Source organism: Microbulbifer maximicatervae (SeqCode) (genome assembly GCF_052467815.1).
Genome location: NZ_CP174326.1, coordinates 3,196,438 through 3,213,868 on the forward strand (window position 1 = coordinate 3,196,438; position 17,431 = coordinate 3,213,868).

General features: G+C 44.4%; 11 protein-coding genes. 5 read left to right on the forward strand and 6 right to left on the reverse strand.

Translation table 11 applies throughout. From position 1 onward, the window contains the following. Window positions 1–40 precede the first annotated feature (40 nt). The 5 genes from ACJJIW_RS13970 (at window position 41) to ACJJIW_RS13990 (ending at window position 4,428) form a co-directional block, all read left to right on the forward strand. Window positions 41–568: a MaoC family dehydratase gene (locus tag ACJJIW_RS13970; RefSeq protein ID WP_444894383.1), complete on the forward strand. Its 528-nt coding sequence runs from the start codon at window positions 41–43 to the stop codon at window positions 566–568. A 35-nt stretch (window positions 569–603) separates the two neighbouring features. Continuing rightward, window positions 604–1,122 carry a MaoC family dehydratase gene (locus ACJJIW_RS13975; protein ID WP_444935489.1) on the forward strand — a complete coding sequence of 173 codons (519 nt, stop codon included), beginning with the start codon at window positions 604–606 and terminating at the stop codon, window positions 1,120–1,122. Between the two features lie 420 nt (window positions 1,123–1,542). Then, window positions 1,543–1,965 carry an RDD family protein gene (locus tag ACJJIW_RS13980; RefSeq protein WP_282933508.1) on the forward strand — a complete coding sequence of 141 codons (423 nt, stop codon included), beginning with the start codon at window positions 1,543–1,545 and terminating at the stop codon, window positions 1,963–1,965. 90 nt (window positions 1,966–2,055) lie between these two features. Further along, window positions 2,056–2,190, forward strand: a complete 135-nt coding sequence (locus ACJJIW_RS13985; protein ID WP_444894381.1) for a hypothetical protein — start codon at window positions 2,056–2,058, stop codon at window positions 2,188–2,190. A gap of 1,449 nt (window positions 2,191–3,639) precedes the next feature. Further along, window positions 3,640–4,428 carry a DUF4393 domain-containing protein gene (locus ACJJIW_RS13990; protein WP_444894380.1) on the forward strand — a complete coding sequence of 263 codons (789 nt, stop codon included), beginning with the start codon at window positions 3,640–3,642 and terminating at the stop codon, window positions 4,426–4,428. A gap of 599 nt (window positions 4,429–5,027) precedes the next feature. Here the strand turns inward: ACJJIW_RS13990 and ACJJIW_RS13995 are convergent. From ACJJIW_RS13995 to fes, 6 genes are all read right to left on the reverse strand, one after another. Beyond that, a complete protein-coding gene (locus ACJJIW_RS13995; protein WP_444935490.1) occupies window positions 5,028–6,131 on the reverse strand; it encodes a 3-deoxy-7-phosphoheptulonate synthase in 1,104 nt (367 codons plus the stop codon). A 51-nt stretch (window positions 6,132–6,182) separates the two neighbouring features. Continuing rightward, on the reverse strand, window positions 6,183–6,812 hold the full coding sequence (locus ACJJIW_RS14000) for a 4'-phosphopantetheinyl transferase family protein (protein ID WP_444935491.1): 630 nt from the start codon (window positions 6,810–6,812) through the stop codon (window positions 6,183–6,185). An 89-nt stretch (window positions 6,813–6,901) separates the two neighbouring features. Continuing rightward, on the reverse strand, window positions 6,902–8,200 hold the full coding sequence (entS, locus tag ACJJIW_RS14005; protein WP_444935492.1) for an enterobactin transporter EntS: 1,299 nt from the start codon (window positions 8,198–8,200) through the stop codon (window positions 6,902–6,904). Continuing rightward, on the reverse strand, window positions 8,197–15,447 hold the full coding sequence (locus ACJJIW_RS14010) for a non-ribosomal peptide synthetase (RefSeq protein ID WP_444935493.1): 7,251 nt from the start codon (window positions 15,445–15,447) through the stop codon (window positions 8,197–8,199). The genes entS and ACJJIW_RS14010 overlap by 4 nt, the downstream gene beginning before the upstream one ends. Window positions 15,448–15,720: 273 nt before the next feature. Further along, window positions 15,721–15,915: an MbtH family protein gene (locus tag ACJJIW_RS14015; RefSeq protein WP_444894375.1), complete on the reverse strand. Its 195-nt coding sequence runs from the start codon at window positions 15,913–15,915 to the stop codon at window positions 15,721–15,723. A gap of 7 nt (window positions 15,916–15,922) precedes the next feature. After that, window positions 15,923–17,287 (reverse strand): enterochelin esterase, encoded by a 1,365-nt coding sequence (gene fes / locus ACJJIW_RS14020; protein ID WP_444935494.1) that lies wholly within the window; start codon window positions 17,285–17,287, stop codon window positions 15,923–15,925. Window positions 17,288–17,431: the final 144 nt, after the last annotated feature.

Sequence of the window (17,431 nt, forward strand, 5' to 3'; positions counted from 1 at the left end):
TCAAACTCACTGGAGCCTTTCGGTTATGTAAGAGGTTTCTATGCCCCGCTATTACTTTCCTGCGTATATTAAAACCGGCGAAAATCACTACAGAGAACGCTATGGTCTCGATTTCGAAGACTTTAAAGTCGGGCAGGTTTTCCGGCATCGGCCTGGAGTCACCATAAGCCAGCATGACAATAAAGAAGAATGTATCAATACATTGAACCAAGCAATGCTACATTTTGACGAATGTTACACTGCTCAAACCGAGTTTGGTCGACCGTTGATAGATACTACTCTGGCTGTTCAGCAACTAATGGGGCTAATCTGGAAAACTTACAATCGTAGAAAGAAAATAATAGGGTGGAGAAAAATTTCTATGGTAGCACCAGCTTTTGGCGGTGATACTTTATACTCTGAAAGTGAAATTCTGGAAGTGAAGGCAGGAAGCGAACATTCAGAAGCTGGTTTAGTGCGAATTGGGATTTATGGTAGGAACCAGGATAAAAAGACTATTTGTGAAATGCATTGCGATATGCTGATCTACAAGCGCAATCGCCTACCTTTCTCAGCTAATGGATATTGATGTGAACCCATAGCCTCTACGCTTAGGTAGCCTCGATGAAAGAATCATTTAATTTTTTACGAGAAATCGAAAAGGATGTCTACGTAGAAACTGTAGGCATCGATTTCGAGGATTTTGAAGTGGGGCAGGTATTTGAGCATCGCCCAGGAAGAACATTTACTGAGGCCAGTTGCACTAACTATGCGCTTCATTCATTTGATCTTACTCCATTTATTACAGATCAGGTTTATGCACACCGAGTGTACGGTAGTAGAACGCGTGTTTTGGAAATTTTCGTGCTCAGTGCTATGGCACACACAACAAAGACATTCGGTAAAGTTGTTGCAAATTTAGAGATGGTTGATTGTGAATTACAGCCTGTTTTTGTGGGAGATACGCTCTACTTTGAATCAGAGATACTATCTAAGCGGGAGTCAAAGTCACGTCCAGGCCAAGGGCTGCTCAGTATATACTCGCGAGCAAAAAACCAGCACGGTGAAAAGGTGTGCTCTTATAAGCGAACACTGTTAGTGTACCGCAAAAATTTCGGCCCTTATGAGGCGGCTGGATATTGAATGATGAATTCCATATGGGGAAAGGTGTCGTTTTTTTGCTGTGTTTTTTGGAGAATCTATATTCTCATCGGTGTTGATCAGGCTGATTCTTGATATCTAAAGTAGAGAAGTTGTTTGTTAAATGCCTAGATTATAGAGTTGGCTGATATAGATAGCCTTAAGTTGGAAGTATTTTGGGGCTTTCATTTATTCTTCCAAATACATCTCTTTCGAGTTCAGTTTGTTGATCCTGTAAATTGTCAATAGCTGGGGTCAAGCTCAGCTTGGCGTATTTACTTGTATATTTTGTACCAATTATTAGTTGTTGGGCTTTTAACTGATTGTTGGTTTATCCTTCTTTGAGTGTTGTAACAAGTGATACAATAATGATTCGGTTTTAATATAATGATATGAATGTAAAAATTAATGAAGGAATGGTAAGTGGTGGATGATAAAAAATATGCAGGGTTTTGGTTGCGGTTCGCTGCAAACATGGTTGATTCTATGTGGCTGACAGTGGTCATGTTTACTCCAATTATAATTGTGATATGGGGTGAATATCTTGAGGCGGACAGCGCTGCCTACATAGCTCTATATCTTTTTTCCCAATTTATTCTGCCTGCCATACTTGTGCTCTGGTTTTGGCAAAAATGGCAGGCTACTCCAGGTAAAATGGTTTGTGGTATTAAGGTTGTAGATGCGGAATCGCACGAGCCTCCAGGGCTTCTTAAGTACTCTTTAAGGTACGTTGGCTACTTTATCTCAATGATTCCTTTATGCCTGGGCTATTTCTGGGTGGGGTGGGATAGCAAGAAGCGGGGGTTTCACGATTATCTATCCAAAACTGTGGTAATACATTCCTAACAAATCTAGGTGATCGGGGAAATTACGAGTCTTTTGGATCTGTAATTTCCCACTGCTGAAGGTCTTAATTTTCAAGGGTAGAGATCTGCAATGAAGTCGAAAGAAAGATGGGAAAAGATTCGTACTAAAGGGTCGCTTTATTTTGTATTGACGAGAGGGGTGCTGGCGGCAGGTTGTTTGTTTATTTTCCCGGGGTTTTTATCAAGGCAGTTGGCTAATAATTAGCCTGTTTTCAGCATGGAGACATTGCCGGTATTATTAGGCTGCCTTGCTTCTGGTTATCTTTTGGCTGGCATAATCTGGACGATCAATGAAGCCAGGTACAATGGGCATAACTTTTAGCAAACAAAAGTTAACGACCGTTCGGATACTCTGATCTGAATTATTTTATAGGGAATTTTCATTAGACTTAAAAGAGTTGAATTTGAAGGCAACCTATCGAGTTTAATTTTGTTCCTTTTAGGGTGCTTATACGTATTGTATCCAATCTGAATGATTGGTCGAAAGGATTTTTATTTTTTACTGGAAATTTCCGTATATATATCTTCTTGTTCTTTAGGAGTCGTAGATATGGGATGTGTTTGTGGAAGATCCTGTCTTTTACAAGCAGGGAAAGCACTGCTGGTGGTATCTCTTTGAGTAATAAGTTTTTAAATGCTGTGGAATTAAATAGACTGATGGACTTTAGTTGACTGATTGAACCAGTTCCAGCTATAAAAGCGATTTCCCGTCAGGCTGCCTGCGCTTAATTTCGTTTATTGCTTAAAAAAATATTAGGATAGCTAAGATGTGTGGTACAAAAGATACAGTTATAGGCATCCATTAAGTAGCGGCGGTATCTGCTATCTAGATGTATTCGTATAGGTTGTCGGCGGCTTTACGTCTGCATTTGTGGCATCGCTACTAAAGAAAAATTCGTGCTTCTATGGTTTTATATTCCGTTTACTTTTCTCGGTTTCTGGATGGCAGAGAAAAGCTTTGCAAATGAAGGTGGGAGAATACGTAAGCGTCGATTTTAATTATATATTGAGCAAGCTAACAAATACCTAAGGGAGGGGGTGAGTAAGGTAGAATACTCAATCAGAGGGTGGAAATATATGGAGATATACCTGGGGGTCTGGAAAAGTATAAAAACTTTAATTGGTCATTTAATAGTTGCCCTAAGTTATGAGTAATATTAGTTTAAAGTGCGTTTTACTTTAATAACAATTTTCGTTAATTGAGATGGTGTCCCTGTAAAAAGGTGGGGGTTATAGAAAATATAAAAAGGCCTGATTTTGGTGGGTTTAGATGGTTATCTTAAATGTCAATGTATTTAAAGTTCAAGCTCAAGGCGCTTAATAGGAAATGTGATCGAATATTTTTCGATAACATAAAGTGATAGGTGGCTTACAATCGATTTGAGAGAAGGTAAATTGATGGTGTCTGAGGAGAAATTAGATTTGGGGTCTATGATTGATGCTGTGTCTGATAAATAGTATTGAAAATTTGATGAGATATGGCAATATTTGTTGATTAACTATGTTGCAAGGATTTTGGGTGGGTGAATCGATAGTCAAGTTATTTTAGTTTGACTGGTGGGAGGTTGATCTAATGTTTGGCTGGATGAATTCTGGTTGAACAAGAAGTATAGTAAAATTTTCTGCAGATTTATTTTCCCTGCTAGGGAGTATTATGTTAGACACAGAAGAACATGACATTATTGATACGGCTAAGACATTAAATGTTGGGGCAGTAGTTCCAGAGCTTTATAAGGATGCTATTAGTCCTGCCGCAAAAGAAATTGGAAAAGGTCTTCAGACTATTGCTAAAGCCGCGAACCTTGCACTGCGGCCAGTGGCTGGGCTTGTTTGGGGGTATGAGAAAATTGAAGACTATATTGCCTCAGAACTCCCCAAAAAGATAAGATCTAAAGACCCTAAAAAAATTGTTACTCCAGAACTCCATTTGGCAGGACCGTTACTTGAGTCTTTAAAGTTTACAGGTTATCAAGATATATTAAGGGAGATGTATTTACACTTACTGGCTACTTCGATGGATAAGGATGCTGCTATTAGAGCTCACCCAACATTTGTTGAAATTATTCGGCAATTATCGCCAGATGAAGCTAAGTTATTGGCATTTATTGGCGCTCTTCCAGGTTATCCAGAAATAGATGCTAACTGGTTTGCCCGTAGTTGGTGGAAGTATGAAGTTTATGGTGATATGAAAAATCGATTCAAAGCCATATGCGAAAGGGCTGAGGTGAAATGTCCTGAGCTGTATTTAAGCTATCTTGATAATCTTCGGAGGTTACAGCTTATTGATTTTAAGCAAGAAGTCGGCGAAATTGAGATTTCAAATTCAGGCGGTAACTTGAAAGTTGAGCAAGAAAGCCGAGAATATATGTTTGTAACAAGCCTTGGTCAACAATTTATAGATGCGTGTTTAGGTGAAAATATGGAAGATGTTGGGGAGGGATAGGTATGTAGTTTGTTGGTAGCCAAGTGTGTACATTGGGAGTATTTGAGAAGGTATCCATTTCACTTTGGTTTTCTAGGCGTACTTTGAATATTTTTCTGGTGAAAATTAAAGCGTTTCGCAAATTTAAAAATTTGTATGTCCGGCTAAAAATGATTGGTAACTCTAAAGGTGGATGGGGCAGGCTTGGCCTATCAGGAAGATCTTGATGTTATTGATGGTGCTATTGCTTAGATAAAAGGCTAAATTGTTTTGGGTGCTCTAATTATATTAGTTCTATGAGAGATCTAGGAAAAAAGAGAACTTATCTGATATGTCAGGATGATCTTATTGATTTATATACTAAATATGGGCTTATTCATCTTGGTAAATCCGATTCTAGTCATGGTGGGTTGAACTGCCATGAAATATCTCTTTTGCTATAGGGTAAGCAATACTAGTATGCCCATATTTCCTCAATTACTTTCTGGGTATATTTTGGATTTAATCTATATCTATTGGATTAAGTTATTTCAAATAAAGTTGCTTTAGGGATTGCAGAATTTGTTCATTGCTGCCTACCCCGCCTTCGGGGATAGCAGCTTAAATCTAACGTAGAATATTTATATAGCACTTTGACTCAGCTCCACTTCCATGTTGTGCGATGCGGTGAATAGATGGCGGCGCCTGACAACTGCTTCAGATAGCAGCTCTAAAATATGGTAGGTATCCTTCCATCCGATACAAGCATCGGTAACGGATTGCCCATAGCGCATATTGGCTGGTTTGCTGATCTTTTGATTGCCCTCTTCGAGGAAACTCTCAATCATTACGGCTGAAATGTTTTGTTGTCCTGAACCCATTTGATCGCACAATGAATCTACAACAACCATTTGGTTACCATGTTTTTTTTGGCTATTCCCATGACTGCAATCAACCATAATGCCGGTCGGTAGCGATACAGAGTCAAGTTGGGATATCGCCAGTTCGATGTCTTCGGGGTAGTAATTGGGTATTGTTCCTCCGCGAAGAATTAAGTGGCAATTAGAGTTGCCTGTAGACTGAACTGCTTCAAACTTTCCATTGCGAATCGTGGTGCAGAATATCTGTTGAGATTGGGCAGCTTGAATCGCATTCATTGCAACTTTGATATTTCCGTCGGTACTGTTTTTAAATCCGATAGGGCAAGGAAGTGCTGAAGCTAATTCCCGGTGTGTTTGTGATTCTGTGGTGCGGGCACCAATGGCTCCCCAGGAAATCAGGTCTGCGATGTATAGTGCGTTCAAGGGACAAAGAAATTCGGTGGCTGCTCCCATGCCCAGAGCATTGATATTAAGCAATAGTTCCCGAGCCATAGTGAGCCCAGTATGCATATCGGCACTACCATCTAAATTGGGGTCGTAAATAAAACCTTTCCAGCCGATGGTGGTACGTGGCTTTTCAAAATAGGTACGCATTACCAGGCAGAGATTACTTTCAAACTGGGACTTAATCTCAGATAGCTTTTGCGCATAATCTAGTGCGGCGATGGGGTCATGAATTGAACACGGGCCTACCACAACCAAAAGTCGATCATCCTCCCCTCGTAATATTCGGGAAATCTCATTACGGGTTCGTTCAATAGTTAAAGCGGTAGTAGATGGGCATGGCATTTTTCGGATTAGCTCATCATTACCCGGAAGTTGCATATGAGTCCGTGCGCTCAAAATAGCAGGAACGTCAGACATAAAATGGTCCTTTTCTTTTAACTGAGATAGCGCTGTTATTGTCGAGATTGACTAATACTCAACGATGCTCAATATGCCGTCTTGATGTGGTTGATATGTACCAGTGTAGGTATTTCCACTGAGAACTCTGGATGAGAGATCCCGCAAAATTTTCAGTTCTAATTTTTGTTGCAGGGGCAGCAATGTTGTAATTTCAGCATCCAGAAAGTCAAAGTATTTTCCAACTAGAGGATATAGTGCCTTGAAAAGGCTTTCTTTAATGGAGAAAGCCATAGTCAGCCACTGTTCCTGGGGGAAACCGCTCTCTGAAAGTAGGGATTCTTCTGAATCACTGACTATATTACGCTTGATTTCTTCAGCAGTTTTACCTGCAATAGTTGTTTCATAATCAATCCCAAGTCCTTGAGAAGTAGTGCTGACTGCACAGATTGCTCGGTTGCCTGCATGGGTAATCGAGGCTTGTACTCCCTCTGGCCATACTGGACTGCGGTTTATACCTATAGGGATTTCTCTCACTGGCACACCCAGCTCGTTGAGTGCAAGGTGAGCACAGCTTCGTCCAGCAAGAAATTCAGCTCGTCGTGATGGGACGGCTTTTACTAATGAACTTGGAAAAGGAATATTCAACTGGGAGAAGAACTGATCATCATACCTTTCCGGGCAAAAAGTAGTCTCTACCATATGGCCCGTAAAGTACTTGGACTTCACCACCTTGTATCCACCTAAAAAGCTGGGTATCGGGTTGTCAATTTTATAAGAGGATTCCCAATTCATGATGCTGTGGCTTCAGTATCCATTTTTTCTTTTTTCGGGGCGGGGCTTTTAGGAGGCGTTTGCGATTTATTTTTAATAAATACAGCGTCCTTCAAACTTCTGAATCCCAAGGACATAGCAACAGTAATGCCAATTGCTGTAGCAGCAAAGTAGAGAGTACCGGCCATTGGGGCAAACAGCTTGCCTAAGATGCCGAATCCCATTGCGCCAAAAGTATCGCCGGTTACATTTTGGGCAGCCCAGAGACTGTTAACTCTTCCTTGTAATTGGTTAGGAGTATGACTCTGAACCAAAGTAATCTGAATTAGTGAACTAATAGCCCCTAAATAGCCATAAGCGACTAGTGCAACTAAAGCGATATAGAGATGGTTGGCGAGAGTGAGGCCGCACAAGGCAACAAAAGAGAGGGTGCAAGTGAGTAGTAAAACAGCACCGGGACGTTTTAATTGGGGCGCCCAGCCGCTGGTTAGGGCACCCAACATAGCCCCTAAGGGCACAGCAGAATACATCAGACCGATTTCGAATGCACCTCCACCAAAAATAACGGTAACCATTGCGGGGAATAGAACGCGGATGCCTTTGCCCAGGGAATCCAATGTCCCTACTGCAATCGCACTGCCAACAATTCTATGACTGAATAAAAATGAAAAACCCTCAGCTAGTGCTTTTAGAGGTTGCTTTTTCGGCTGCTTTCCTGGCGCCATGGAGGGCAATCGGGTCAGCGGGATCAGCGTGGCAAAAGTACCTAAGGAGGCCGCGGTATAGTTCCAGCTGATATCAGTGGCGGCAATAATCAATCCGCCAATTGCCGGCGAGATAACGGTACCGATACGTACGGTGAGCATGCCCAAAGCATTGGCAGGGGCAAGATTCTCTTTGCCTACAATTGAGGGAATTGAGGCCATTAATGCAGTGATACCAATTGCACCAAACAAACCACTCCAAATTGAAAGAGCATACAGGGCTATTAGTGAGGGTGATGTAAAGAAGCAATTTATAGCTAATGCAGCAAAACCCAAGCCGCAACCGAAGCGTCCAATCAAAATCAGTGTGCGGCGGTTATGGCGGTCGGCGAGCACACCTCCCCACAGCAAGCCAATAAACATGGCTATACCTTCCAGAGCCATAATGACTCCTACCTGGATAGTAGAGCCTGTCATTGCATGGACTTGTACCGGCACCGCGACTGTTAACATCCCCAGGGAGATAATCGAAATCATCCTGGCAACAAAGATCATGCGGAAGTTTGCATTGCTCTTGAGCAAGTCAAATCTCATAAATAGTGAACGGTTCATAGGGATGTTACAGCCTCTTGGGGATCTGCTTTTTCTGTCTGGTTAGTTAAAGTTGGAACCCTTGCCAATATACCGTTGAGTAGGGGCCCGAGCACTTCAAGAGATGTCGGCGATAGAATATCGTCATGGGCAAAAGGCAATCGGTGTTGTTGCATGTCATTCAGGAATGGAGTCCAGCACTTATCTACGTCCCAACCTTCAGGCAGTGTCTTTTCCGCAACAAATAATTGCACATTACCAGAATAGGGTTGGGTGTCTGCATCCGATAGCAGGCGTACAGTATCATCGTAATTCGCTACGATATCGTTAAACATTTTGGTCTGCTCTGCCAGTGTTGCTTCATCGGCAAATTCGCCTTCAGCTGCGCTGAGGAATTGCTGTTTCTCGCGCTCTACTTCTTCCCTGGCTTCATCTTCGGTGGGTCGTTTCCATTCCTGGCCTTCAGGTGGGTAAGTATCGAATAATCCGACAAAAGCTACCTGGTGGCCGAGTGCCGTCAGCTTGGATGCCAGGGCTACGGCAACAGTACCGCCAAACGAGTAACCCATTAAGTGATAGGGGCCTTTGGGCTGTGCACTTAAGAGGGTTTGTAAGTAGCGCTCAACGGCTTCGTCCATCGATTCACTGATAGCTACAGGGCCGTTAGGTCGCGGTGATTGAAGGCCAATAATCGGCCAGTTTCCTTTAAGGTATTTGGGGAATCCGGTGTACTGCCATGAAAAACCTGAACCGGGGTTAATACAGAACAGCGGCGTACCTGTTCCACCCCTAATCGGAAGAATATTGCCGAAGCCCGCTTTTTCAGGGTCTTTGCGCAAATTCTCATCGGTCAAAACCGCCGCAAGTCCCTCAACAGTAGGAGATACCATAATTTGTCCTACTGTTACTGGAAGGGACAAGCATTGGCGTAGTTCTGCAGCTAGCCGCATAGCCAGTAGTGAATGACCACCAAGCTCAAAAAAGCTCACTTCTGCTGTTACAGATTCCAAGTCCAGCATCTTGCAGAAGGCATTGGCAATAATTTGCTCAGCCCCTTCACTGGGGGGACGGCCGGAATCAGTTTTATTGCTTTCTGGGTCTGGCAGTGATTTTCTATCGAGCTTGCCATTGGCACTGAGTGGGAACGTTTCCACAGCAACCAATGCTGACGGCACCATATGTGCGGGTAAGGATTGAGTCAGCTGGTCCAAAAGTGGGCTAAGAGTCTCCGGGAACTTTTCTGGGTTATCGAGTATTACGTAAGCGACCAATTGACGGTTGTCACCTGTTGCTTTGCTTTGGCTCAATACGCGCGCGTGAACGGCAGCCTGCCTCACTCCCTCCAAGGAAGATAGCGCTTTTTCAATCTCACCAATCTCAATTCGCATTCCACGAATTTTAACCTGATCATCACTGCGCGCCAGATATTCCACGTTACCATCAGGCATCCAGCGAACGACATCACCGGTGCGATACATTCTCTCGCCTACTGCATAGGGGTCGGCTACAAACCGCTCGGCAGTCAGGCCGTGCCTGTTGAGATAACCGAGTGCGAGCTGCATACCGCTTAGGTAGAGTTCTCCGGGAACACCGATGCCTACCGGGCGTAAAAATTGATCAAGAATCCTCAGTTGGGTATTCCAAACCGGTTTGCCGATAGGTATGCCTGTACCTTCTCCAAGATTTAACCCTAAATCAGCGGGGCAGTATGTAACGTCAACAGCGGCCTCAGTGGGGCCGTATAAATTGTGCAAAGGCGCTTTAAAGTAACTTGCATAGGCAGAGGCAAGTTCTTTCGAAAGTGCTTCGCCACTACAAAATACCCGGCGCAGCGACTTGGTAAGAGGTACTGAAGATGGCTGGCTATCCAGGTAGTCCACCATGGCTGCAAGCATTGAGGGTACAAAGTGCATGGTTGTTACCTGGTATTTGGAGATAATCTGCAGTAGATGCTCGGGATCTCTGTGTGCTTCCGGTGGGGCCATGACCAGCTCTGCCCCCCGGATCAGTGGCCAGAAGAACTCCCATACTGAGACATCGAAGCTTGATGGTGTTTTCTGCAGCACTACATCATTTTCTGTGAGATTGTATTCCGCTTGCATCCAAAGCAGCCGGTTCACTATGGCTTCATGGGAAACCAGAACACCTTTGGGGCGACCTGTCGACCCTGACGTGTAAATCAGGTAAGCGGGATCTTCCGGTCGAATTTCTACAGCAATTAATTCAGTGGGTGACGACTGCTGGAGAAGATTTTCAATAGCTAGTACAGGTGCGGTGCAGGGCACCGCAGAATTTTCACCAAATCGGTGAAACTGATTTTCTCCAGCAATTATCAGTTTGGGGTTAGCATCCTCCAGCATGAGCGCCAAGCGTTCATCCGGGTAGCTAATGTCCAATGGTAAGTAAGCGGCTCCGGCTTCTATTACAGCTTGTAGGGAGATGCTGAGCTCAACACTGCGCTCAACAGCCACGGCGACAATATCGCCGCGACCCACGCGCTGAGCGTTGAGTTGTGCAGCAATACTGCGAACACTTTGACGCATACTTTGATAGTCAAAGGAGCTGATTTCGTCTGTGAGCGCTCTACCATCTGGGCTAACTTGAGCTTGCCTAATTAATAAATCGCGTAAAGTGACACGATCAAATGTCTGTTTGGTGTCATTGATACTTTCAAGAAGCTTGTGCTCAGTGTCCGTCTGCAGGGACATGGCAACCAACGGTTGTTCTGGATTTTCGGCAACCTGTGTAAGCAGGTCGATAAATCGATGAACAAGGTTTACAGCATTGACAACCGCATCCCGATATTCAAAAAGTATTCTCGGTTTTTCTCCAGGTAATACTAATAGTGTCAGTGGATAGTGAGTAAACCCGCGATTTTGAACTGCATTTAAATGAATCCCGGCGTGATTCTGCTGTGTCAGAGCTTCGTCGGCCGGGTAATTTTCCACAACCAGAAGTGTATCGAACAGGGTATCTGTGCCGGCAATACGTTGGATTTCACCCAGGCCAATCCCGTCATGATCAAACAGTGCGATTTGTTGCTTCTGCAATGATTGCAGCTGCTTGATCAGAGGTTGTTGAGGTTGCAACTGGACACGAACGGGTAGGGTGTTACTGAATAAACCAATCACCTCATCAATCCCATCTACCGCACTGGATCGTCCAGAAACTGGGCTGCCGAATACTACGTCATTGCGCCCGGTTAATGATCCCAACATTGCGCCCCAAACACCCTGGATCACTGTATTGAACGTGAGTCCTTCCTGTTGGCAGAGCTGATTCAGCTGTTTGTGTAAGTGCTCACAAAGTGGGACTTCTATTTCATGAACTGTTTCTTTATCGCGACTCTCTGCGAACGCGATAGTGGGGGTGACACCTTTGAGAAGATCTCCCCAATGCTTGATGGTATTTTGTTTTTCCTTATTAGACAGTTCCATTACTACCGGACTGTAACGGTTAGGTTCTGATGTGACTTTCCCGGTATCCTCTCGATAAGCTTCAAGCAGGTCCTGCAATAGAATTGGAGTCGACCAGCCATCGATAACCAGATGGTGTGCAGTGATTAGCAGAGCGTAATTTTCTACTGATGTTTTTACAACATGAGCATGTAGCAGAGGTGTACGGGTTTCGGCATGCATACGAATATCAAAATGCAGCCCGGCCTGCTGCAGCTCCAGATTAAGTAGCATCTCCTGTTGCTGTGGTTCTGGTAGCTGGCTCAAGTCAATTTCTGTCAAAGGCCATTTTCCAGCAGTATCGGCATCGCTACTGATTTGGGGAATAAGCTGCAGAGGGGCATCCCAGGATTCGCAGTCGAATAGGGCTCCTAGTTGAGGGTGCTTAGCTAAAGTGGAGTTTAGGGCTCGGCCCAACCGGGAGATATCCAGTTCGCCTTCGAGAGTTAATTTTGTCGTAAAGCTATAGGAGTTTTCCTCGCTACCCAATTGGGTCTGGAACAGTAGACCTTCCTGCAGGGGAAGCACAGGGAGTACAGCGGTCAGAGGGCCATATTTGGTCTCTGCTTCAACCAGGGGTAATCCCAATCTCGCCGGTAAAATTTCTTTGGATTGCTTCTCTAAAGGTGTGAGATTGAGGGCAATCTGCTCAGCAGAGCGCAACTTGAAAATTTCTTTTGGGCGCAGGTCGTAGCCAGCTTTGCGCATTGCCGTGCAAAGGCGCATTGCTGAAATGCTGTCTCCTCCCAATTGGAAGAAATCATCTTCTGCTCCAATATTGTCGATCTCCAAAGTGCTCGCAATAGCGCTACACACAAGTCTCTCAGCGGTTCCTATTGCCGCTCTTGAACTTTTTTGAGGCGTCGCAGAAGGCATTGGCAAGGCTTTTTTATCGAGCTTGCCACTCACAGTTAGAGGAAACTCTTCGAGAATAATTAAGCTAACAGGCACCATATAATCTGGTAGCTGCTCGTTCAGTTGTTGTATAAGTCGGCTCTCAATCTCCTGCTTATTGCCGTTAGACGGTGTCTTCAGCGTACAGTAAGCAAGCAATTGATTTCCTGTAGCAATTGGTTTGGCAATTACAGCCACTTCTTTGGTTTCGTCGAGAGATGAAAACGCAGCTTCTACATCGCCGAGCTCAACCCTGAATCCGCGTACTTTTACCTGGTTGTCACAGCGCCCGATAAACTCCAATTCTCCATGGGTGCCCCAGCGAACCAAGTCCCCAGTTAAGTACATAACTTTACCGGGGCGGTAGGGGTTTGCTACAAAGCGGCTGGCAGTGGTTTCTGGGCGGCGCAGATATCCAATGGTCATATTGTCCCCTGCGAGATAGAGCTCGCCGGGGACACCAATGGGAACTGGACGCAGTCGTTTATCCAATACATAAACTTCGGTGTTGGCTAGCGGACTACCGATAACCGGGTCCACCAGATCTGTGGATACCTGTGCACTGGTCGCATAGACGGTGAATTCTGTGGGGCCGTAAATATTATGCGCTTGCAGTTTGGGGAACTGTTGTAATTGAGACCATAAGGCTGGAGATATGGCCTCCCCGCAAATATCCATCAAGATCGGGTGATGGTGGCCTTCATCCATAAGTCCGGCTTCCATTAGTTGAGTAGCCAATGATGGAGCGACGGCAAGAGTATCTATTTTTAATGTGCGGATAGAATCGATTAACCCATAAACATCTCGTTTGGCATCGTCACCAAACAAGTGCAGCTCATGGCCGAGCATCATAAGAAGAATTGGATCCCAGGATGTATCAAATGAAAATGAGCCAGTCAGTGCTACCTTTAAGCGGGTGTTGGCACAATGTTCAATGGCATTTTCAAAAATTTCCTTTTGCAGGGCTAGCGCCAGGTTAAGGAGCGCCCCGTGAGGTACCATTACACCTTTAGGCTTTCCGGTAGAACCTGAGGTATAAAATATATAGGCCCTCTGCTCCCCAGAATTAATCAATGCCTGGTCGCTATACGTTTTGGGGGTGGCAAGCGCTGCTGCATTCAGATGCACTTGGTCAACAAAGGATGGAAGCCTGTGGGCATGATTGGATAATGTAATAACCTGTGCCGGCTGCGCATCGTCACACATAATGGCAATACGCTCATCCGGGTGCGTAAGGTCGAGCGGTAGGTACGTGGCACCAGAGTAGAACACTGCCAGGATGGCGGCAATAGAGTCAACGGTTCTTGGCAGAGCGACGGCAACAATGTCCTGTGGTGTTATTCCCTTGTTCTGTAAGGAAGCACAAATCTGTAGCGCGCGCAGTGAAAGTTCACTGAATGAAATTTCCTGCCCCTCGAAAACCAGGGCAGTTTCATTGCTGCGAGTGTGCACTTGCTGTAAAAAAATATCCAAGGCACTGATATGACTTTCAGTATTGGTGATTTCTATGCCTTTAGCCCAGCTGTCGATAAGGCCTTTTTCACCGATAGGTATTGGAGAGAATTCACTGGATAAACAGTGGCTATTATGGTGAGCCTGAACAAAGAGATCGCTGATTCTATGTCTGTGGAGTTCTAGCTCCTTTTCACTGTATCGATGAGCGTTGGCTGCGAGTTCAATAGTTATTGTTTCTTTGCCGAAGTAAATTGAAAACTCTATGTCTTCAATGGGGCCTGTTGCTATTTGATAGGTTTTACCGGGGGCCCCATCAAAATTGAGTGTGTAGTCAAAGATCTTGCAATTGATAGTGGGGCCATACAGACGTCTGTGTGAGCCGACCAGCCCAAGATCTCTTTGTAGCTGCTCGGATTCGTAGCGCTGATGTTTACGGATTTTGCGTAATTCCCTGGATAGAGAGCGGGCAATATCAAAAATATTTTGCTCGGCGCTGATTTCAAGTTGTAATGGCAGTACATTAGCAACGGGACCTGTAGAGTTAAGCGCGGAGGAGCCCATACGCCGCATAAATGGGTAGCCTACGGTAACTTTATTGCTATCACATATTCTGGATAAATAAATAAAGATCATTGCTGTGGTAAGGTCGACCACCGACAGTTTCTTTGCGTCCGTCAGCTGGGTTAGATCTTCAATTAAACTTCGAGCTATCGAAATACTTTGACGATGCACAAGGCTGTTGGCGTTGTCGAGCGAGCTGGTAGTCTTACTCGACAACGTCAGTGGTGCTGTCAAGCCCTTGGCGTATTCTGTCCAAAAGGCTCGATCCTGTTTGAATTTTTCCGATTCGGCATACTCTAAGTACTCATCAACGACTGCGGGAAACCCCGTAAATGGAGAGCTGGCTATTGGTGCACCGTTAGTAAGTGCATTATAAATTTTCTCGATTCTTTTAGTGAGGGCGGTAAAGCTGAAGCCATCCACCATTAAATGGTGATAGCGCTGGTACCAGAGAAAGTGTTGCCCATTTGAACTATCGGGTAACTGAAAAATAATATGATGATAGAGGCAAGTTTCGCTATCTGCTCTTAATTCCCCTTGAATATCATTGAGCATCAAGGATTTTGCAGAAGCTACCGGATCAAGCGGATCTTCAATTTTTATGAGGTCTACAGCGTTTAAGGATTCAGGTTCGGGCGCTGACTGGAGCTGTTGGACCGGAACGTTATCTTCCTGGTGATATTTTGCATGAATCGTGTCAGCTTCACTTAATCCAATATGAATAGCTTTTGTCAGCAGCTCCACATTAATTGCGCCGTGGATCTCTACATACTGGGCCACGGCGAAGGTATTGCTGCTTTCCGAAAGTTGATCAGCCAACCAGATTCCTACTTGAGGTCCCACCAAAGGGTACGTGTTATCGCTAAGCTTACTTGCAGAAATGGTTGCGCTTTCTTCTTGCACAGTAACAATCCTTTTTCAACATATTGAGTTGGCACAATGTCTAGGTGGGAAAAAAGTGGCCAAATATTTCGTCCTGATCTACTTGGCCACGCCCCTGAAATATGAAAATAGTGTGGCACAGACCTTAGCCGTATTTTCAAGCGGGTGTTGCTGGCACTTTCCAGCTGCAGTTAGTCCCTTAACCGCCAATAAATAGAGTCTTAAACCTCTCAAGTCTCATTGGTTGTATTTACTCTTTACGAGAAGTAGCACAACCGCAGAAACTGACGGCTATCAATGATTGAGGCTTTTCCAGTTCTCTTCTACATATTCAACACATAGTCGACGATCCTGAGGTCCATATACTGTCTTCCAGCCCCTTGGGATTCCTGCAAATTCTGGCCACAGACTGTGTTGGCCAAGATCGTTAGTTAACACAAAAAATTGGTGGCTCTCATCATCAAATGGATTTTGGTATTCTGATTGCATAGCAACTTTAATCCTGATAACTGAAATTTTGTAATAAATATGAAAGACCCGTGATTAGTCCCTCACGCCAACACAGCGTGTCGTGTCCGCCGACAAATTTCTGGTACTTAACATCAAAGCTTTTACTATTTAGGACTTTATTCAGCTGGTCATTTACTCTGATTAAGGAATATTCCCGAGTGCCCACTTGCTGAAAAATCTTCAGTCTGGCTGGCTGGTAGGTTTCCGATAAGATCTGCTCTGTGAGCCAGCCTTTGTCAGCGCTGTTATTATCTTTACCCATGAGTTTATTGTTTGGCCACCAGAAGGAGCCTGATTGGCTTAATACACAGCCAAATCTTGCGGGCCACTTTAATCCTGCAAACATCGCAGCTAGTCCACCATAGCTTTGTCCAGTAACAATTGTATGCGCTGGATTTTCAGTATGAGGTAGCTCTTCTTTAATCTGGGGGATCAGTTCTTTCTGAATTGCCAGCCAAAAGTCCTCACTACAAGTAAGATCTTTCTCTCGCTGTTTCCCGTTGACTGAATCAATTAATAAATAGAGTGCCGCAGGTAAATGTCCGGATTGTGTCTGTTCCTTCAAAACTGAGAAAATAGGCATTTCTTTTGCCCATCGATCACCATCCAATAGAATTACAAGTGGGCGCTTCTCAGGATCAGATGCTTTGCCACATGCGTAGGTCCAGACCCTGCGGCTAATTCCCAGGATGGAACTTTGCCAGCACACTTCTCCCACGCCGGAAGAATTTTTATTTTCCGACTCTGAAGACTCAGGTTTTAGATCGAATTTTTGCCATAGACTTTGCTCCATAAGTCCTGGCAAATGAATTGCAGAAAACTTTTTGTTCCACGAACCGACACTCGGCGCTTGTCGATTCAGCGGGTCGGGTATGGCTGCTTTAAGCAGGTTGCGCCACCAATGTCTTTGCATTTTCCGGGAATCGTCGTTGGGTTGAAGTGCTTTTTCCCAGTTGGAGCCGATCCATTTTTCTGTAGTTGGAATTAAGCGATAGCTACCCCGCCAGGATTTTTCGATCTCTACTTGCCAATACCACACATCTGTATTTGGCAACCGTTCTAGGGAGGGCGGTGAAAATGTATGGTGGTTCGTTACACAATTTATATCGATATAAACTTGTTTGATCGGTGAGTGAGATTCGCTACCATCTGGATCTCTCCACAAAAATGTCAGAATTAAATTTTCTTTATTCGAGGGATTTTTATTAACAAGCGGTAGCCCCTGCCTTTCCATCTCCGACCACCAAAGCGCGCTGCCAATCTCAGAAACACTGGATTGAGTAATACGCAACAAATTTGAGTGCATGACAGCGGTCATGGCATTCCCGTTTTTAATGGTTAAACTTTCCATGAGTTTTATGAAAAGTCATGTGCTTAGTTCTACTTTTCAAGAAGTAGTAATAACTTGCCAACAGGCTACCGCAAGAGGATGCTTGGTGTAAATAGAAATTATTATCATTCGCGTCTTGTGTGGGGCAATTCAAAAACTCAGCAA

What these genes read in the sequence shown, in the direction of transcription:
- ACJJIW_RS13970 (WP_444894383.1), top strand. Translation starts at nt 41, where the DNA reads ATGCCCCGCTATTACTTTCCTGCGTATATTAAAACCGGCGAAAATCAC.
- ACJJIW_RS13975 (WP_444935489.1), top strand. Translation starts at nt 604, where the DNA reads ATGAAAGAATCATTTAATTTTTTACGAGAAATCGAAAAGGATGTCTAC.
- ACJJIW_RS13985 (WP_444894381.1), top strand. Translation starts at nt 2,056, where the DNA reads ATGAAGTCGAAAGAAAGATGGGAAAAGATTCGTACTAAAGGGTCGCTT.
- ACJJIW_RS13990 (WP_444894380.1), top strand. Translation starts at nt 3,640, where the DNA reads ATGTTAGACACAGAAGAACATGACATTATTGATACGGCTAAGACATTA.
- ACJJIW_RS13995 (WP_444935490.1), bottom strand. Translation starts at nt 6,131, where the DNA reads ATGTCTGACGTTCCTGCTATTTTGAGCGCACGGACTCATATGCAACTT.
- ACJJIW_RS14000 (WP_444935491.1), bottom strand. Translation starts at nt 6,812, where the DNA reads ATGGTAGAGACTACTTTTTGCCCGGAAAGGTATGATGATCAGTTCTTC.
- entS (WP_444935492.1), bottom strand. Translation starts at nt 8,200, where the DNA reads ATGAACCGTTCACTATTTATGAGATTTGACTTGCTCAAGAGCAATGCA.
- ACJJIW_RS14015 (WP_444894375.1), bottom strand. Translation starts at nt 15,915, where the DNA reads ATGCAATCAGAATACCAAAATCCATTTGATGATGAGAGCCACCAATTT.
- fes (WP_444935494.1), bottom strand. Translation starts at nt 17,287, where the DNA reads ATGGAAAGTTTAACCATTAAAAACGGGAATGCCATGACCGCTGTCATG.